The organism is Exiguobacterium sp. UBA1053, assembly GCF_002316465.1.
GTDB lineage: Bacteria > Bacillota > Bacilli > Exiguobacteriales > Exiguobacteriaceae > Exiguobacterium_A > Exiguobacterium_A abrahamii.
In genome coordinates, this window is sequence record NZ_DCDO01000013.1 from 66,611 (window position 1) to 85,555 (window position 18,945).

Annotated in this window: 20 protein-coding genes; 4 read left to right on the top strand and 16 right to left on the bottom strand. The window is 44.8% G+C overall.

The features are described from left to right. The first annotated feature begins 23 nt into the window (after positions 1 to 23). Both B3G15_RS08115 and B3G15_RS08120 read left to right on the top strand, forming a co-directional pair. A complete protein-coding gene (locus B3G15_RS08115) occupies positions 24 to 818 on the top strand; it encodes a thymidylate synthase (protein ID WP_055968468.1) in 795 nt (264 codons plus the stop codon). Continuing rightward, the gene (locus tag B3G15_RS08120) at positions 815 to 1,291 is read left to right on the top strand and encodes a dihydrofolate reductase (RefSeq protein WP_064299692.1); all 477 of its coding nucleotides are present in this window, start codon (positions 815 to 817) and stop codon (positions 1,289 to 1,291) included. Before B3G15_RS08115 ends, B3G15_RS08120 begins: the two co-directional genes overlap by 4 nt. 50 nt (positions 1,292 to 1,341) lie before the next feature. On the opposite strand, the gene B3G15_RS08125 is transcribed toward B3G15_RS08120, so the two are convergent. Together B3G15_RS08125 and fumC are read right to left on the bottom strand one after the other, a co-directional pair. Next, the gene (locus tag B3G15_RS08125) at positions 1,342 to 2,859 is read right to left on the bottom strand and encodes a GGDEF domain-containing protein (RefSeq protein WP_290719844.1); all 1,518 of its coding nucleotides are present in this window, start codon (positions 2,857 to 2,859) and stop codon (positions 1,342 to 1,344) included. Between the two features lie 80 nt (positions 2,860 to 2,939). Next, on the bottom strand, positions 2,940 to 4,334 hold the full coding sequence (gene fumC / locus B3G15_RS08130; protein WP_290719846.1) for a class II fumarate hydratase: 1,395 nt from the start codon (positions 4,332 to 4,334) through the stop codon (positions 2,940 to 2,942). A 117-nt stretch (positions 4,335 to 4,451) separates the two neighbouring features. Here fumC and B3G15_RS08135 point away from each other — a divergent pair, with 117 nt between their 5' ends. Further along, positions 4,452 to 5,756 carry a hemolysin family protein gene (locus tag B3G15_RS08135; protein ID WP_055968472.1) on the top strand — a complete coding sequence of 435 codons (1,305 nt, stop codon included), beginning with the start codon at positions 4,452 to 4,454 and terminating at the stop codon, positions 5,754 to 5,756. A gap of 22 nt (positions 5,757 to 5,778) precedes the next feature. Here B3G15_RS08135 and B3G15_RS08140 read toward each other — a convergent pair whose 3' ends face one another. Genes B3G15_RS08140 through B3G15_RS08150 form a run of 3 tightly spaced genes read right to left on the bottom strand, consistent with a single transcriptional unit; the run spans position 5,779 to position 8,334 of the window. Continuing rightward, the gene (locus B3G15_RS08140; RefSeq protein WP_214857883.1) at positions 5,779 to 6,180 is read right to left on the bottom strand and encodes a reverse transcriptase-like protein; all 402 of its coding nucleotides are present in this window, start codon (positions 6,178 to 6,180) and stop codon (positions 5,779 to 5,781) included. After that, a complete protein-coding gene (locus B3G15_RS08145; RefSeq protein WP_023468590.1) occupies positions 6,173 to 7,132 on the bottom strand; it encodes a CobW family GTP-binding protein in 960 nt (319 codons plus the stop codon). The genes B3G15_RS08140 and B3G15_RS08145 overlap by 8 nt, the downstream gene beginning before the upstream one ends. 11 nt (positions 7,133 to 7,143) lie before the next feature. Then, positions 7,144 to 8,334: an HD domain-containing protein gene (locus tag B3G15_RS08150; RefSeq protein ID WP_064299689.1), complete on the bottom strand. Its 1,191-nt coding sequence runs from the start codon at positions 8,332 to 8,334 to the stop codon at positions 7,144 to 7,146. Between the two features lie 140 nt (positions 8,335 to 8,474). On the opposite strand from B3G15_RS08150, the gene B3G15_RS08155 reads away from it, so the two are divergent. After that, complete coding sequence (locus B3G15_RS08155) at positions 8,475 to 8,960, top strand: hypothetical protein (protein WP_064299688.1); 486 nt, start codon at positions 8,475 to 8,477, stop codon at positions 8,958 to 8,960. A 268-nt stretch (positions 8,961 to 9,228) separates the two neighbouring features. On the opposite strand, the gene B3G15_RS08160 is transcribed toward B3G15_RS08155, so the two are convergent. The 11 genes from B3G15_RS08160 to yvfG all read right to left on the bottom strand — a co-directional run bounded on the left by B3G15_RS08160 (position 9,229) and on the right by yvfG (position 18,914). Continuing rightward, positions 9,229 to 9,795 (bottom strand): deoxycytidylate deaminase, encoded by a 567-nt coding sequence (locus B3G15_RS08160; protein ID WP_214859858.1) that lies wholly within the window; start codon positions 9,793 to 9,795, stop codon positions 9,229 to 9,231. Positions 9,796 to 9,842: 47 nt separating this feature from the next. Then, positions 9,843 to 11,051: a toxic anion resistance protein gene (locus tag B3G15_RS08165; RefSeq protein ID WP_023468594.1), complete on the bottom strand. Its 1,209-nt coding sequence runs from the start codon at positions 11,049 to 11,051 to the stop codon at positions 9,843 to 9,845. Then, complete coding sequence (locus B3G15_RS08170; protein ID WP_050677413.1) at positions 11,038 to 11,781, bottom strand: 5-bromo-4-chloroindolyl phosphate hydrolysis family protein; 744 nt, start codon at positions 11,779 to 11,781, stop codon at positions 11,038 to 11,040. Before B3G15_RS08170 ends, B3G15_RS08165 begins: the two co-directional genes overlap by 14 nt. A 251-nt stretch (positions 11,782 to 12,032) precedes the next feature. After that, complete coding sequence (locus B3G15_RS08175) at positions 12,033 to 13,376, bottom strand: sodium-dependent transporter (RefSeq protein ID WP_214859856.1); 1,344 nt, start codon at positions 13,374 to 13,376, stop codon at positions 12,033 to 12,035. Positions 13,377 to 13,549: 173 nt separating this feature from the next. After that, positions 13,550 to 14,422 carry a diacylglycerol/lipid kinase family protein gene (locus tag B3G15_RS08180; RefSeq protein ID WP_290719860.1) on the bottom strand — a complete coding sequence of 291 codons (873 nt, stop codon included), beginning with the start codon at positions 14,420 to 14,422 and terminating at the stop codon, positions 13,550 to 13,552. Then, complete coding sequence (locus B3G15_RS08185; RefSeq protein WP_214857887.1) at positions 14,419 to 15,936, bottom strand: ABC transporter permease/substrate-binding protein; 1,518 nt, start codon at positions 15,934 to 15,936, stop codon at positions 14,419 to 14,421. The genes B3G15_RS08180 and B3G15_RS08185 overlap by 4 nt, the downstream gene beginning before the upstream one ends. Then, a complete protein-coding gene (locus B3G15_RS08190; protein ID WP_035396921.1) occupies positions 15,933 to 16,664 on the bottom strand; it encodes an ABC transporter ATP-binding protein in 732 nt (243 codons plus the stop codon). The genes B3G15_RS08185 and B3G15_RS08190 overlap by 4 nt, the downstream gene beginning before the upstream one ends. Before the next feature lie 184 nt (positions 16,665 to 16,848). After that, positions 16,849 to 17,466: a 3D domain-containing protein gene (locus B3G15_RS08195; protein ID WP_290719867.1), complete on the bottom strand. Its 618-nt coding sequence runs from the start codon at positions 17,464 to 17,466 to the stop codon at positions 16,849 to 16,851. A gap of 348 nt (positions 17,467 to 17,814) precedes the next feature. After that, a complete protein-coding gene (locus B3G15_RS08200; RefSeq protein WP_023468601.1) occupies positions 17,815 to 18,024 on the bottom strand; it encodes a hypothetical protein in 210 nt (69 codons plus the stop codon). A 60-nt stretch (positions 18,025 to 18,084) separates the two neighbouring features. Then, positions 18,085 to 18,696, bottom strand: a complete 612-nt coding sequence (locus tag B3G15_RS08205; RefSeq protein WP_133207477.1) for an NUDIX hydrolase — start codon at positions 18,694 to 18,696, stop codon at positions 18,085 to 18,087. Further along, positions 18,693 to 18,914 carry a protein YvfG gene (gene yvfG / locus B3G15_RS08210; RefSeq protein ID WP_023468603.1) on the bottom strand — a complete coding sequence of 74 codons (222 nt, stop codon included), beginning with the start codon at positions 18,912 to 18,914 and terminating at the stop codon, positions 18,693 to 18,695. Before yvfG ends, B3G15_RS08205 begins: the two co-directional genes overlap by 4 nt. Positions 18,915 to 18,945 lie beyond the last annotated feature (31 nt).

Sequence of the window (18,945 nt, forward strand, 5' to 3'; positions counted from 1 at the left end):
TTTCGAAAAGGAGATGTCATCCGATGGAACAATATCATGCACTTTGCGAACACATTTTGGAACACGGAACAAAAAAGGAAGACCGGACGGGAACGGGGACGCTCAGCGTGTTTGGTCACCAAATGCGCTTCTCCCTTCAAGATGGCTTTCCTCTCATTACGACGAAAAAGTTACATATGAAGTCGATCATCCATGAGTTGATTTGGTTCATCTCGGGTGATACGAATATTCGTTATCTACAGGAAAATGGTGTGCGGATTTGGAACGAATGGGCAGATGAGAACGGAGATCTAGGTCCTGTTTACGGAGCACAATGGCGCTCTTTTCCACGTCCAGATGGCACGACGGTCGATCAGCTGGCACAAGTCATTGAACAGATCAAAACGAATCCGGATTCTCGTCGTTTGATCGTCAGTGCTTGGAATCCTGGACAAGTCGATGAGATGGCTTTACCGCCCTGTCATCTCTTGTTCCAATTTTATGTCGCTGACGGAAAACTATCATGCCAATTGTATCAACGTTCAGCTGATGTTTTCCTAGGCGTACCATTCAATATTGCATCCTATGCCTTACTGACACATATGATTGCTCATGTGTGTGGACTTGAAGTCGGAGACTTCGTTCATACGCTCGGTGACGCTCATATCTATTCAAATCATATTGAACAAGTTAATCTTCAGTTGACGCGTACCCCAAAAAAATTACCGACGCTGCGCTTCGCTCGAACAGTCGATCGTATCGAAGACTTCCGCTTCGAAGACATCATCATTGAAGGCTATGATCCTGATCCGCACATTAAAGGTGTGGTAGCCGTATGATCACACATATCGTAGCGTATACGAAAAATCATGTCATCGGTCGTGACAATGCGATGCCTTGGCACCTTCCAGCTGATTTAGCTCACTTCAAGCGTACGACGATTGGCAAACCGATCATCATGGGACGAAAGACGTTCGAATCTATCGGACGACCGTTGCCCGGTCGAGAGAACATCGTCATTACGCGCGATCAGACGTTTGCAGCCGAAGGTGTAACGGTATGGCATGATCTATCTGCTTTACAACCATACGTCGATTCAGAAGAAGAAGTCTTTTTGATTGGTGGTGGAGAGTTGTTTGCTCAAACGCTTCCTCTTGCTCGCCGCCTGTATGTCACTGAAATTGATACGGTTCTTTCTGGAGATGTACATTATCCCGAAATCCCATCTTCATTTCAGATTACTTCCGAAACACATTATGATGCGGTCGAGGGAAACGATTATCCGTTCATCATTCGTCGATATGATCAGTAACTAAAAAACAGCCACATTGCTCCGTATGACGGACGAATGTGGCTGTTTTTTTAAGGAATTTGCATAATCCATTCAGCAATCCATTCCTCCATATCAGAATCGAACTGTGAGGTCATGATATAGTCTGTCGCACCGCATGATAGCGCATTGGCTAAACGATCGTCTTCTTGATTTGTCACGATCAAAGCATCAATGATCGATTCCCGTTGTTGTCTCCACTCCTCTAATCGTACAAAGTTCTCGCTTGCTAACTGATCGAGTGAAAGAATCGCCAATTGTATTGGCGACGTCCGTTGATCGTCTAGCGAAATCACCTCAATATGGTATTTCGGATGATCCGGCATATCAAGCGTATGTACCTGTTTAAGGAATCCTTGCTCGACACGGATATAGACCGGTATTTTTTCGATCGATATCGCTGTTGAATAGGACACCACTTGATTACGGCCGTTACGTTTCGCTTGATACAGAGCTTCATCTGCCTCTGCTGTTGCTTGCGCCAGGGATGTGTGGAGATCAAAAGCAAAAGACAGACCAATCGAAACTGTTACTTTTAATCCGTTCGCAAAAATATGGCGCTCGACACGCTCGCGAATTTTATTCATACTCGCAACTGCTTGCGGTACTGTTTCTGCTGAAAACAATAAGATGAATTCCTCACCACCGAAACGAATGAATTCATCATCGAGACGAGCGGCTTGTTGAACGACGGTAGCTAGTTCGGAGAGGACCAAATCCCCCGTTGGATGTCCATGTAAATCATTGATCCGCTTAAAATGATCGATATCAAAAATCGTTAACCCAAATGTCCGCTGTTCACGTTCGAGACGTGCTACGCGACGATCATAGGCACTTTGGAGGTATTTCCGGTTATAAGCTCCCGTCAGTTCATCGACCAAGATCGTCGAAGATACGACCCTTAATTTTCGTAATAGTCTCGCTAGACGAACATGTCGTTCTTCATTCGTCACTGTCTCATCCCAGTAGTCATCAGCTCCCATCTCATAGCTGACTTGACGAATGTCAGACCGGTTCGGACCTACGATGATGACGGGAACGAATGCTGACTCCATTTGTTTGATCAGTTTTTGAGTCAACTCTAAGGATTCCGCGATAGATGCATGGTCGATGATGACAGCATCCATAGCAATATCATGTGATATCGACAACGTGTCTTCCACCGAACTGAAGAATCGTGACATATAGCGCTCCTGTTCGAGCGATTTCTTCCATTTGATATTCTCAAGAAAACGTCTTGTCACAGTGACGACCAATTCTTTTCGAATCCGATTGGCGCGTGAGCGTTCAGACAACTGATCGACGATTGGCCGCAGTAATTCTTTAACGATCGGCTGAGTGATGACCGCATTCATTTGTTCCCACGTCGCTTTTTCCCGACTCACTTGATCGGCAAGTCCTTTAAACAGTTCCTCTCTCCCGAGCCCTTCAAGCCAGCTTGCTAATGCGAGCAATTCTGTCCGTGGCACGGTCGGCATCCGAAGTAACGTCTCCACCATGATGATCGTCTGTTGTAGTTGTTTTTCTATCCGTTTTCGACTCCGTTCCATCCAATTCCCTCTCTTTCCATACATCCGAAGAACCGTCCTCGGATAAAGAGAAAGCGAGGGAATTCCCCCGCTTTTTCAACTCACGCTTTTAAGTTCGGACGGACCATATCTGCTGGTACGATCCATTGATCATATTGTTCTTCTGTTAGTAGACCAGTCGCAAGTGCTGCTTCTTTTAAGGTTGACCCGGATTGATGCGCTGCCTTTGCAATTTTCGCCGCATTCTCATATCCAATGTGCGGGTTGAGTGCAGTGACGAGCATCAACGAACGTTCGACGTTCTCAGCGATGACGGACTGTTCTGGTTCGATTCCGATCGCACAGTGGTCATTGAACGAATGCAAGGCGTCTGTCAGTAAGCGAACGGATTGTATGAAGTTATACATGATGACCGGCTTGAAGACGTTTAGTTCGAAGTTTCCTTGACTTGCAGCAAAACCAATCGTCGCATCGTTTCCAAGGACTTGCGCAGCGACCATCGTCAACGCTTCACTTTGAGTCGGATTGACTTTCCCAGGCATGATTGAGCTTCCCGGCTCATTTTCTGGAATCGTGATTTCGCCGATCCCTGCTCGTGGACCTGATGCGAGCCAGCGAACGTCGTTTGCGATCTTCATCGCGTCCATCGCTAACGCTTTGACCGCACCATGCGTAAAGACGAGTTGATCGTGGCTTGTTAGGGCGTGGAATTTGTTTTCCGCACTCGTGAATTCATATCCCGTTTCTTCACTCATCTTTTGCGCAGCCAAATCACCGAACTCAGGATGTGCGTTGATGCCCGTTCCAACAGCCGTACCGCCGATTGCTAATTCCGTTAACGGATCAAGCGTCCGTTCGATCATTTGCTTCGAAAGTGCAAGCATCCGGACCCAACCGCTGATTTCTTGACCGAGTGTGATGGGTGTAGCATCTTGCAAGTGTGTCCGTCCGATCTTGACGATATCTGCAAACGCGTTCGCTTTTTCGTCAAGTGTCGCATGCAAAGCATCGATTGCTGGGAATAGTGATTCCAACAAGACTGTCTTCGCCGCTAAATGCATCGCTGTCGGATATGTATCATTTGAACTTTGTGATTTGTTGACGTCATCATTCGGATGAATCGTCGTCTCACTGCCTTGTTCTTTCAACTTGCGTGTCGCGACCCGAGCGACCACTTCGTTGACGTTCATATTTGACTGTGTACCTGAACCCGTTTGCCAAACGACAAGCGGAAACTCATCATCGAATTTCCCCGCGATGATCTCGTCACATACTTCAGCGATGACACCCGCTTTTTCTGCCTCAAGCACGCCTAAGTCGCGGTTCGCAAGCGCCGCTCCTTTTTTCAGGACTGCAAAGGCACGAATGACTTCAATCGGCATTTTTTCCGTTCCGATCTTAAAGTTTTCTAGACTACGTTGTGTTTGTGCGCCCCATTCCTGCGCTTCTGGTACACGAATTTCCCCCATCGTGTCACGTTCTACACGGTATTCCATAAACAAATTCCCCCTTTTGATTATTTCTCTTTTAGTTTAACGCAAAAGTAGACAGAATGGGAATGAGAGAGACAGTTTTGGGGAATAGTTTATTATCGAAAAAGGAGTGAAGATTTCATGTGGTTGATTAACTTAACGATTGTACTGCTTTTGATTCTAGCAAACGGTATTTTTGCGATGACCGAACTCGCTTTACTTTCCTCAAAACGGTCGAAATTAGAGAAAGCAGCGAATGATGGCAAAAAGTCAGCCCATGTTGCGTTAGAGTTACTTGATCGACCAACCGATCTGTTATCGACTGTTCAAGTCGGCATCACGTTAATCGGCATCGTCAATGGTGCCTTTGGTGGTGCCGCTCTCTCAGGACCGGTCATCAAGTGGCTTGCTCAATTCGCGTGGCTCGCCCCTTATGCCAGTACGATCGGCTATATTCTAGTCGTAACGATCATCACCTATATTTCACTCGTCATCGGTGAACTCGTTCCTAAGCGTGTCGCCCTTGTCAGTCCAGAACGGGTCACGATGTGGCTTGCCCCACCGATGCGTTTTTTCTCGATTGTGCTTCGACCATTCATTTGGGTTCTAAGTAAGTCGACGAGTTCCATCTTCCGTTTGATTGGTCTGGATCGCCTGCAAACAGAAGACGAGACGGAAGACGAAGTTCGGCAATTACTGATTCGTGGTACGCAAGAGGGAACCTTCAATCGGTCTGAAGCGGAGCAAGTCTCTCGTGTGTTTGATTTTCATGATTTGTACGCGTACGAACTGATGGAGCCGCGTACCGTTACCGAATGGATTGACTTAGCGGATGACTCCGATACGATCTTACAAGAGCTCCGGCAAGCGCGACATCGAAACTTACCGGTTGGTCATGGTGACTTGGATCACTTCGTCGGTTTCATCGATGCGAAAGAGGTGCTATCAACGGAACGACCTGTTCAAGAACTTGAACGGCTGATTCAATCACCGCTGATCGTTCCCCGTCAATTAAAAGCAACCGTCTTGCTTGAACGGATGCGCAAAGAGACGGTATCAATCGCATTTGTTCTCGATGAATACGGTGGTTTCCTCGGCATGATCACCTTATTCGACATCCTCGAAGCATTCGTTGGCGAAATTTCAAGCGTTGAGGAAGAACCGGAACTCGTCATGCGAAAGGATGGCTCCTTCCTAGCGGATGGTCTATTGCACATCGATGATTTAAAGCGGACGCTCGGTTATACAGAAGACTTACCCGGTGAACAGTTGAACGCCTATCATACGGTTGCTGGTTTGATTCTATATACGTTAGGTGATGTCCCCTCCCGTGGGAGTACTGTCGAAATTGGACCGTACCGGTTTGAAGTCGTTGATTTAGACGGACGACGCGTCGACCAAATTCTGATCGAGCGCATCGAACATGAACAAACACCCCTACCGTGAGGATAGGGGTGTTTGTCGTCAATCATGCTTCGTATAATCGTAACGCCTCTCGTGCGACACGATCTGCTTTGTTCTCCGACCGTGGAATCCACTTCACGAAAGCGAGTGGTAAGAGTTGATAACGCGCAAAGGCAGGATCAAAAATCGTCTGCGTTCGTTTGTTCTTGACGAATTCGCGTTCGACTGCGAGTGCAACGGCTTCTGAATCCGTCCGAAACGAAATGACGCTCTCGCCTTGTGCAATCAGTTCGTGCGCCCACTCGACGGCTGTCGCAAAAGCAATAAATTCTGCTTCATGATTATTGATCGCTTGAATTTGATACATTTTTTCCGTGACTTCGCCCTCGGAATTTTTACTAAACAGCCCAACCGCCGCTTCATCATTTGAAGGACGGACCGTACCGTCAAAATAAAGTTCAACCATGTTCAATTGCCGCCTCGATTCCTTTTCGTATCGCTTGTTCATCCAGCCCTTTCCCAATGAAGACGAGCGTCGTCTTTGGTTGTTCGCTAAATGGTTCTCTGATTGCTGTGCCATAAATCATGCCAGTACCTTGTAAAATAACCTTTCGATCCGTATCTGCAAAATGAATGATTCCTTTATAGCGATAGAGATCTTCCGCATACGCTTCTAACACCTCACGTAGGACCATTCCAAATCGATTTCGGTTCAAGGGTCGTTCCTCGACAATCGTCAATGCCGTGAAATCCTCAACCGATTGATGAATCTGATCCGTTTGTTGACTGAGTCGTACTTGCTCTTCTTTTGGAAAATGGAACGTTTCAAACAGTCGGTCCGATTCAAGTTGAGCCTGTTCCGTTTCAATGATAGCTGCAGAAGGATTTCGTTCGCGAAGTAAAGCGGACAACGTTTCGCGCTTTGACTCGTCAATCAAATCCATTTTATTCAAGATCAGGACGTCAGCAAAGCCGATTTGTTTCACATTTTCTTGGAACGTCAGTTGACGTTCCAAGTGATACGCATCGATGACCGTAACGACACTTGAAATCTGATAGGACTGTTCAACAGCCGGCTCAAAGTAGAATGTCTGTAGAATCGGTCCTGGATCAGCAACGCCTGTCGTCTCAATCAATAATCGATCAAACGATAACTCCCCATCTCGACGGCGTTTTGCGATTCGTAGCAACGCATCCCGTAAATCACCGCGAATCGAACAACAAATGCAACCATTCGTCAATTCGATCATCTCTTCGTCACTTCGTTCAATCAATGCTTCATCAATATGAACAGAACCTACTTCATTGACGAGCAAGGCAAACTTTTCTGTCGGTTGAGAAACGAGATGATTGAGTAGCGTAGTTTTACCGGCACCTAAAAAACCAGTAATGACGGTCGTACGTATTTTGTCTTGCATGATTTCACTCCTTAGCGTCCTTGTTGCTGACGCCATTTTTCTTTTCGTGCATCGAGTAGATCAATCGCATGAAGATACCAAGCATCTGTCGTTTGCGGCGTAACACTTGATCCCCACTCGCGTTTACCATGGTGTGATAATACCATATGCATGAGACGGTGATAAACAGCACGAGGTAATCGGATATCTTCTTCTCGAAGTGTTTGTTCGAGAACAAAACAACCATACGGCATATGACCCATCAATACACCGTCCGGATCAAGCGCAATACCCGCCAGTTCTTCCTCTTCTTCTGTTACGTGCAACAGTCTTGAAAAACGATCTGTCGATGCACCCGCATGCGTATACTCCCATAGCTTTCCGATGTCGTGCAATAAAATACCGAGCAACAACTCATTCGGATTCGGTCGTTGATCTAACAGAGCAATCCCTTTTGCCGCTTGATAGAGGGCATCAAAACTGTCATCCCAAGAAAATTGACGTATCTCTCGTTCAGCTGCTTGGAAGAGTTCATTTTTATGATCGGCTTCTGCTTCTTGAATACATTTGAGTAGCGTCAAATATGGTTGTTCACTATCACAAATTCCTCGACCAATCGTCATCATACAAGCAGTATGTTTCAGCAACCCACCGATATAGGCATGGTGATGAAACAGCGCAGCTGGTCGTGTTGAAAAATCCGCCCAGTACTGTCGCAGAATCGAGAGCGCGATTTCTTGGTAAGGAGAATCAAGTTGACCGACTAGTCCAAGCAACTGATCACGATACGTTTCAAGCGATTCATCTGCTGGTAATTGTGGTAGGAACTGCGTCGGTGAGGCGTCATGAATCGGAGTGACGCGCTGAACGGTCAATGACTTGTTTCCGGATTGCGGCGGATATTCCTCTACCTTTGCCTCGACCCGAACGATCCGTGTTTCGAGATATGGACGAAGTGCTTCTTCTGCCGTTCCTTGATTGATCCACTGTTTCCCCTTACAAGATCCAGCGGGCGAATTGAACGTGAACTGCAGCCACTCTCGTCCGGTTTGACCTGTGCGGATTTCACCCGAGGCAACGAGTAACACTTCTTCGATTCGTTCACCCGAAACAAGCGTCTCTATCGAAAGTCCAATCGGTTGATTCGATTGATGGATGGAAAAAGTATCATTTCCATAAGAAGGCATCGTCACTTCCGGAAGTGCTTTGAATAATTGAATCACGTCATCTCACTCCTTTTTCTTCACTCATATCATAGCAGACACGATTTCATCACGACTACTAGTAAACAGATATTGTAAGCGTTTTCTAAATGAATTATGATGAAACTGGAAGTCCATTTTATGCTTAAGGAGGAGAAACGATGATTCGACCACTTACTCAACTATACAGTGAAGCTGTTGGCACACTCGATCAATGGACGGTATCCGAAATCGTGACCCGCGATCAAATTCGGCAAGCTGTCCAGTTGTACGATCCATATCAAATGCATACGTCGTATGCTTTGGAACATTTGTTGATTCATGAATTGCGTGAGGCTTGTCATTATGTCCAAGAACAAGGGCTAACGTTGGCTGATGCGCAAACAGAGCTTCTCATCCTCTCTGCTTTCCAAAGTGATGCCGGCTATCAAGCAGAGGAAATTCAAGATATGTCTCCCACTGCAATCAAACGGCACTTATCTTCGCTAGACGCCGCCTTCAACCGACTATTACATCAACTATTCTTACATCAATCGCAACCAGACATCCTCTGTCAGCGATTCATGACGATCCTTTCAGGTGCGGTTGCCACAAAATGTGCAATCCGTGCTAAACGCCTCAAGGAAGCGACACTTGTTCATCCATAAAAAAATCCTGACTCATGTGAGTCAGGATTTTTCATTCAACGACCTGGCATTCCAGCTCCTTGATTGGTTTTGTATGAAAATGCGGCGTTCCGCTTCGTCATATTCTATAGTCATCATGCCAAACTATTCAAGGTCTGTCAATTCTTTTCTAAAAAAAAGTGGACCGATTTTCGATTGAAAATCAGTCCGAATGGAAGAGTGAATAATTACCATGGCAATGCTTGATTTCATCATACAATGCAATGGAAGCGTTTACAACCCTTTTTCGTTAAATTTTTTCAAGAAAATATTCGTTTGCGAGTGGCAAGTGGATGACTTCGATTCCACTTTGTCGCATGAGATTCAATCCGTCCCCATATTCATAACCTGTCGAATAAACGACACGATCGATTTTAGAAGCGATGAGCGCTAAACTACACGCATGACACGGACTATGTGTTACATAAGCTGTTGCATGACGAGCGCTCGTCGAATCGGCTGCTAGCTTACCGAGCGCGTTGATTTCAGCATGAATCTCGTGTTGCTTTGACCATTCATGGTGTTCTTCCTGATTTTCGCACCGATAAAAGAGAATCCCGTTTCGTTCAACCAATTCTTCAACAATCGGGTGGTCAGGTCGTGATGTATAGAGAATACCATTTTGCTTTAAGTAAATTTCGTTGCAATTCACATGCTGACTAGGTGTTCCGTTTATTCCAATTGAAATCGGCTTTTCATCCTTGACGATGACACAGGCAACGGATTTTGAGGCACATTTTGAATGACGGTCTGCCATCATCCGTGCGAATAATAACCATGTCGTATCCCATTTCAACTGCTTCTCTTCATTATTCATTCAAACTCTCCTTTCATGAAGGAAAGGAACACGAAATGTCGTGTTCCTTAGTATGGTCGATTCGGTAATTCTCTGCTTTTTGAGGCGACTTCGATGACTTTTTGTTTCAATTCATTCTCCATTCGCTCTAGTTCATGCTCTGCGTCGCGGCGCTTTTGTTTTCCTTCTTGTTGGATACGTAATGTCTCATCCAGTGTCTCGATCAAGTTTTGGTGCGCCACTTTTAACGATTCAACGGATACGATGCCTTTTTCGTTTTCTTCCGCAATTTCAATTGACGATTCCTTCAGCAACTTCGAATTTTGCTCAAGTAACTGGTTCGTCGTATTGGTGACATCCTTCTGCATTTCAAGCGCTGCTTTTTGACGCGACAGACTCAAAGATAGGACAACTTGGTTCTTCCAAAGTGGAATCGTATTGACGACTGCTGATTCAATTTTTTCCGCTAGAATTTGGTTATTTTGTTGAATGACACGAATTTGCGGTGCCATCTGCAAGCTAATCGTTCGGGATAATTTTAAATCATGGATTTTCTTTTCAAAACGATCCGTCAATTGAATCAAGTCATTCAATTCCTGTAGCTTTGTTTGATCCCGCGATACCTCGACTTCCGTTCGTAGCGGTTCGATTTCATGTTGACGAACGTGAGCGATTTTCGTCTCGCCAGCCGCAATATAAACGTTTAATTCTTCAAAATAACGCTTGTTCTTTTGATACATTTGATCGAGTAACGTGATGTCCTTCATCAATCCAAATTTTGATCGATCAAGATTGTGTACGACTTCTTCGAGATAAGCGCTCATTTTCTCGTATTGTAAGAAATACGTTTCCGCTTTTTTCTTCGCCCGACCGATGACCGGCACGTTCGACCAGAAGCTCTTTTTTTCTTGAAGTGTATCTGGATCCATTTGGCGGACACGCTGCATTAAGTCACTCAGCAATTTCCCTGCTTCCCCGCCGTCCTTCATCTTCACTTCACTTAAGACTTGATCAGAGAATTGGGATAGTTCACGCTGGACAGGCGCCCCGAATTGCATGACGGCATCCGTTTTTTGTAGATCGATCACCTGCAGTAGACGTTCAATCTTTTGTCGTTGTTCTGCCGGAACATCCGAAGGAATCATTTCTTCGACAGGGCGAGCCGGCATTTTGGGCGGTGTCTCCGCTACGTTTAAGTCGACCGATGGATCAGAAATTGTCGGTTGATCTTGCTCATCAGGCCATTGTTGCCATGTATCTTTATCAGAATGGGTCATGTCGGTAACTCTCCTCCTGTTTTCGTTGTTCAGTCTCTTGCGTCAACACCTTTTCAATCGTCAAGAGTTCCCGTTCTAAATCAACGGTATCCCCTTCAAGCAACAAGGTTTGTTGTTGCTTTAATTTTTGTCCGATCATTTTCAAGTTCGAAATCAATTGATTTTTCGTATCCAATTGAACTTGAGCGCCACGGCGTTCCAAATCGGCATATTTTTCTGAAATCGACAATAAGGAATCCAGATAGAACGTAAAGAAGTCCCGAACTTTTTTGACGTCGCGTGGACTTTCATATAACTCCTCGAACAAGACATGTGCTTCCCGTGAGACGATCCGCATCTCACTTCTGATTTCACCATCTCGAATCGAGGGAACGATTTGATCGTACGTCTGGATTTTTGTGAATCCTTCTTCGATCGTCCGTTGCAATACTTGAAGTTCTAAATCATCTGTCTCTTCAAAGCGGCGTGTCGCCCGTTCCGGTTTTAAAATGACACTTCCGACGAACTCATCTTCGTCATCAAGTAGTAATTTCTTTTTCACATTTTTCCGCTTGATTTCGGTCGATTTCCGTTCTGTCCGATATCGTCGACCTGGTTTTGTTCGATAACCGCTCCAAATGAACCACAAACCAAGAGCGATGAAGATTCCCGAGAAGTTGAACGTATCGGCCAATTGTAGAAATACGAACATCATACCGATGGAACCAAATATCCACCATGAAGACTTCATGTCATCCCCTCTTCCTTCGTACTGATTCTTCTATCAGGTTTACGTGTCTTTATTTTAACATTACGTAACGTCTAACAAAAAGTTTCCCGTTTTTCCGAAATGTTACGCCTCGTGTATTTATATTTCAACATACTTTTAAAAATATCGCATCAGACCGAAGAATGAACTATCCGTTCTTTTTTTCGCATGATTCTTTTGACAACAAATAAGGTAGTCGACAATTTTGTCGACTACCCTAAAAAAGTGATCAATTATCCGAATAATGGCCATACAAGGATGATCAAAATCGCGATCGGACTCAAGTAACAAACACTCACACGCCACACAGGTACGATTTTTTTCATGGATGGACTCGTCACGAGTTCCTGTTCGACAAGAGTACGATCGAGCTTGTACCCAGCAAAAATCGAAATCAGTAATGCACCAATCGGCATTAAAATATTCGAAACAAGGAAATCAACGCTGTCAAAGAACGTTTTTCCCATGAATTGAGCATCACTCAACATACCAAACGAGAGTGCGGACGGAATTCCGACGATCGCAATCGCAAGTGTCGCAAGCCATGTCGTCCGCTTTTTATCACGCGATGTCGCATTTTCCTTACGATCCGTTAATGAAGCAACAACGACCTCAAGCATAGCGATCGATGAAGTGATCGATGCGAAAGCAAATAGAAGGAAGAACAGTGTCAAGAACACCGAGCCAAACTGGATCTGACTGAAAACAGTCGGCAATACGATGAAAAGCAATGCCGGTCCTTCTGCAGGGTCAAGACCCGAAGCAAAAACAGCTGGGAAAATCGCGAATCCAGCTAATAATGAGACGGCGACATTCATCGCGACGATCCATGCGGCGGAACGATTAATCTCGCCACGTTCCTTCATGTAGGAAGCATACGTCAACATCGCCGATACACCGAGCGATAAGGAGAAGAACGCTTGGCCAAGCGCACTCAGGACAGAAGTTCGGTTGAGGACCGAAAAATCAGGCTGTATGAAGAATTTAACACCTTCCATTGCACCATCAAGTGTCAATGATCGAACGACAAGGATGATGAAGCACACGAATAATAATGGCATCATGATTTTACTCATTTTTTCAATACCGGATTGAACACCACGTAAGACGATCCAACATGTCAAAGCGAGGAAAATCAATTGCCCTGAAATGACATATAACGGTGAGGCGGAAATCGTTCCGAACAATTCACCAAGCGCACCACTGTCCATCGTCGTCAGGCGACCTGTGAAACCAAGAATGGTATAAATCAAGACCCATCCTCCGATGACGCTGTAGAAAGAGAGCAACAAGAAACAAGCGATGACACCAAGTACACCAATAAATGTGAACTTCTTATGACCAAGTGCCGAGAACGCTTGAAGTGCTGTTTTTCCACTCGTACGACCGATTAAAAACTCGGCAATTAAAACGGGCAGTCCAAGTAATAAGGTAAACACGAGGAACAAGAGTAAAAACGCGCCTCCTCCGTTCGTTCCAGTCGTGTACGGGAATTTCCAGATGGCCCCCAGACCAATGGCGGATCCCGCTGCTGCTAAAATAAATCCAACTTTTGAAGCCCATGCGTTTCCTTTCATGGTGCTCCACCTCCTTTTCAAAATACTTTTTCATTGTACAGAAAGAATTATTGAAAGTCATCCTTTATCAAATATTTTCTTTAAAGCGTCAAAGCATAACCGCGTATATGTAATGAAAGATAAAAAAGAAGGCCGTTTTTTATGACGACCTTCTTTTCATTCATTACTTTATATTATTGTGTGCCTCCATACATGCGCAGATACTCTGGCAATACTTTAACTGTAACCGGCGTATGGATGGCTTTCTCACCATCTGTATCGATGACTTTTGCGTCTTTTGTTTTCAACTGAAACCCTCTCGTCAAGATATGTGTAAAGGAAGGATCATTGGCAAGACCAATTTTTTGAAGGATCACATCTCGAATGGTTGTCAAGTTTACTTCATCGACGATCACTAAATCAAGTTTGCCGTCATTATAGGCTCCATCTGATAAGTTCGTCTCGATTCCACCGAGCGATTCTCCGTTTGCTGCAAGAATGAGAACCGCTTCGCCGGTCATGTGACGGCCTTCATCTAAAATCAGTTCATATTCGAAGGGTTGTGCTTCTAGACTTGAGCGAATCGTCGATAGATAATATCCCATCTTCCCGAGGCGTGCTTTTTCTTCTGTATCGATGCCAATCGATGCCTCTGCGACAAGACCGACACCAAGGAAATTCAAGAAATAGCTATTTTCGACTTGTCCGAGATCGACCTGAACAACGTGTTGCATCGCGATCGCTTCTGCAGCAAGCCGAGGAGCCATCGGTAAACCAAGCGTTCGAGCGAAGTCGTTACAGGTCCCTCCAGGAATGATGCCGAGTATCGGGCGATCATCCAGTTTTGCGATCCCGTTGATTGTCTCGAACACCGTTCCATCTCCACCGATGACGACGACCGCATCAAATGCGGACGAATCTTCCGCAAATAGCATCGCATCTCCAGCTTGCTTCGTATTCTTGATGACGATTTCATCGAATAATGTACTTAATGGTTCGATGACTTCTCCAAGTAAACCCGTGCCGTTCGTCCCAGCTGTCGGGTTACTGATCAGTAAAAGTTTCATTGAATGACGCCTTCCTTCTTCAGGTAATCACGGGCGACCTCATTCGCCGTCTTCCCGCCGTATGCGACAGCTTCATTCATTTTTGACATCTCTTCATCTGAAATTTTACCTGACAATTGCTCAAGTGCTTGTTTTACTTCTGGATACTCCTCGATCGTCTCTTGTCGCAGAAGAGGAGCTCCTTCATATGGAGGGAATAGTTGCTGATCGTCTTTTAAAACGACCATGTCGTATTTCGCAATCTCCGGATCTGTCGAGTAGGCATCAATGACATCGATCTCACCTGACTCGATTGCTTTATAGCGCAATTTTGGTTCCATCGTGACGACTTTCTGGAAATTGACATCATATTTATCTTGAATCCCTTTATACCCATCCTGTCGATCCTTAAATTCTAACGTGAATCCAGCCGTCAACTGATTCGCGACCTGTTTTAAATCAGAGATCGTCTTCAAATCGTAGCGTTCTGCTAATTTCTTTGGAACAGCTACAGCATAGGTATTGTTATAGTTCATCGGTGGTAGCAAGGCTAAATCTTGTTTTTCAAGACCGGCTTTTGCCTGTTCATACACTTCTTTTGCATCATTCGACTTCGGTTTTTCATTCGTCAAACTAGCGAGAACTGTTCCTGTAAACTCTGGATACGCATCGATATCACCTGATTCGAGTGCCTTATAGACGAAGGTCGTCTTCCCGAAGTTCGGTTTGACTTGTACCGTCAAATCCGTTTCATCTTCAATGACAATCTTATACATGTTCATTAAAATTTCCGGTTCTACACCTAGTTTTCCAGCGACGACGAGATCTGGTCGTTCACTACGACCGAAGGCAAAAGGTGCGACGACGATCGCAACCATTAAGACAACTGCCGTTACGAGACGTGCTGTTTGTCGTTTACGAGTCGCTACTTCCGTTTGACGTAATAAGCCATCAAATAAAAGCGCGAGCAGTGCTGCCGGAATCGCACCGAGCAATAATAGATAGTTATCGTTACGGTCAATCCCGAGGAGAATGATCGAGCCTAATCCTCCAGCACCAATCAAGGCAGCAATCGTCGCTGTACCAATGATCAGTACCATCGCGGTCCGAATCCCGGCCATCATGACAGGTAAAGCTAGTGGGAGCTCGACTTTCCAAAGGCTCTGCATCGGAGTCATCCCACATGCGCGTGCCGCTTCCTTAATTGAAGGATCGACTTCGGCAAGCCCTGTATAAGTGTTTCGAACGATCGGTAATAAAGAATACAAGACAAGTGCAATGATCGACGGTACTGTACCAATCCCGACAAGTGGTATCATCAAACCGAGTAATGCGAGTGATGGAATCGTTTGGATGACTGAGGTCACACCAATCGACCACTCACTCAGACGTTTGTTACGTGATAAGTAAATCCCAAGCGGAATAGCGATTACACAGGCAATGAGCAAGGAGATAACAGATAATTGGATATGTTCGATCAACGCTTGAAGCAATTCAGTCTTCCGGTCTTGATACGTTTCGATCAATCCATTCATTCGACACTCCCCCTGACTTGACGCATGAATTCTTGAACGAACGGATCGTTACTTGCTAGTACCTCGTCCTTTGTACCGATGAAAGCAATCTCTCCAGCGTTCATCAGACAGATACGACTGCCTAGTTTCAACGCTTCGTTCATATCGTGCGTGACGAACAAAATTGTTTTACCAAGCTCTTCGTTTAGATGCAACAAATCATTTTGTAGTTGTTCACGTGAAATGGGATCAAGCGCAGAAAATGGTTCGTCCATCAAGATGACGTCTTGTTCTGCTGCGAGTGCCCGCATAACCCCAACACGTTGTTGCTGTCCACCAGAGAGTTCACTTGGATATTTTTTCTTAAGTGAGGTATTTAACCCAGTCAACCGAAATAATTCATCGACCCGTTGTACTACTTTCTCCTTATTCCACTTCAATAACTCAGGCACGACGCTGACGTTCTCCTCAATCGTCATATGTGGAAAGAGGGCAATCTGTTGTAAGACATAGCCAATTCGCCGACGGAGTTCATGTTCATTGATCGACATGATCGGTTCACCATCGATCCAAATTTGTCCTTCCGTATGATCAATCAATCGATTGACCATTTTCATCGTCGTTGTTTTACCGCATCCTGAAGGGCCAATCAAACAAAAAATCTCGCCTTGTTCAACCGTAAAATTCACGTGTTGCACTGCCTTTGTTCCGTCTGCATACGTTTTGCCGACATCCTTGAATTCAATCACGAACCATCCCTCGTTTCCCGGTTTATTATCTTTGTAAAATTCCCCTTTCTTAGACATTCTAAAACCTATTCCGTTCACTCTTTCCCCTGTTTTCTAAATCCAACATCGAACAGATCGTTATTATATTCTTCATCAAAACAAAAAAGACGATGGAAACTATCCATCGCCTAACCATATACGTCTCTTATTCGAACGTCACCGTGACTTGACGGCGACCCCATTCTAAAGCTTCTTGTTTTGAACCGACAAGAAGATCCATGATTTTCCCGCGAATCGCACCACCTGTATCAAGCGCAATCGCATCGCCGAAACCTTCTACATGTACCTTAGTTCCAAGCGGTACGACCGATGGATCGACAGCAACGATGCGACGTCCTTCGTATGTAATCGTATTCGTGACGTCATAACCCGATGCCGTTAAGGCACGACCATTATACAAACGGCTTCCATTGTTTTCTGGATTCGTCGTATATGCTGTCGTCTCAAATGTTTCCTTACGTTTTGTGGAACGGTCAGCGTTTGCTTGTGTTCGACTTTGTTTCTTTACCTGTTGTGCTTCCTTTTTGGCTTCTTGTGCTGCTTTTGCTTTTTGCTTAGCCAAGGCTTTTAGACGCGCTTGTTTTTTCGCCTCTGCTTGTTCACGCTTTTCTTGAGCAGCTTGACGTTTCATCTCTAATGGATTTTGTACGATCGTCTTCTCCGTACCGATCCCGATTTGTGCTGCCGATGCTTCATGATGCGGCAAAAGAATAAATATGAATCCCGTTAAACAAAGGGATAAAAGGAATGATGTTCGTTTCATGTTGATGCCAACCTTTCTCGCCGTTTTACGACCCGCACAACGTATCATGGTGACAAATAGTTTGAAAAGCGAACACTATAAATTGAAATATATCTGTCAAAAAGTAACGAAATGGTTACACGCTTACAAAAAACGCTCTCAATCGTTGTGTATCAACGTTTTTATATTTTGTAACCGTTCTGTTACGAATTAGTCTTTGTTACTCTTTTGTAATAAATGTATCTTTTCGATGTTTTCAGTCATTTTGTCCAATTCTTCAAAAATTAAAAGAATGTATGATTTCATTATTATTCAGTTCACTGGATGAACATAAAAAAGCACACCAATTATATGGTGTGCTTTCATACATTATTTTGTTTTACGTTCTAACAATTCAATCTCTGACTTTAATAAGACTTGTTTTTCGAACTCTAAGCCGAGTGCCTCAAAGTTTTTCGTGTGGGATACATCACCAACGACCGTATTTGTCAATACAGCCGTTACTTCTGCTACCCAGCCTTCTTTCGTTTTTACCATATCGCCAACGATATAATCGAATAACTCTTCTGTTTCTTCCATTTGACTCATCTCCTGACACGTTCAATTACAGTTAATCATATAAAATAACGACCGAAAAAGCTAGTCACGCGTCAATTGAGCCAAGAACTGGCGCAAGATTTTAGCGGTTAATCCCCAAATCAGATAATCCCCGTGCTCATAAAAATGCTCCGTGACTGTATACGTACGATCCAGATAGGCTTCTCGATTCGCCATGCGTTCGGTCGGCACTTCCTTACCAGGGCGAATCCGCCACTCCATATCTCCTTTAATCGGCTTCGAAGTCATTAATTCCGTTAATGACACGAGAAACACATGATCGACTTCGGCCGGAGAAGGATTAAAGTCTGTCGCATGGAGAATGCCAAGATACGGGTAAATGATCGACCGGTTCGGTGTCACAAGTGGTTCAAGCGTTCCAATCACTTCGATTTCAGAAGCACTGACATTTAATTCTTCGACCGTTTCACGGACAGCCGCTGCTTTCGGTAATTCACCGCCATCGATCCGACCACCCGGAAAAGCGATTTCACCTGGTTGCGAACGTAATGTCTTGGCTCGTACTTGAAATAACAAATAGACTTCGCCATTCTGTTCAACTAACGGAACGAGTACAGCTGCCGCATGACGAGGTAAACGTTCTTCAGAATCTACGTAATGCTTTCGGATATCGGCTAAGTTCACCTGTTTCATCGCCCTTCTTGTGCAACGTGTTGGTACGCCTCTTCCAGATGGCGCATACGGACGATGAGATCTGCATTCTTAGCAATCCGGTCCGATAAAATCGATCCTGCTACCGTCTTGTAATAGGCGTTTAAGGCATGTCGTTTCGTCAGATGTGCCTCGTTCTGACGGATGTATTCCTTAAAATTCGCAATCAATCGTTCTGTCGTAAAAAGTTGTTCGTTCACAAGTTTCATCCTTTCACACGTCAAGCGTGTC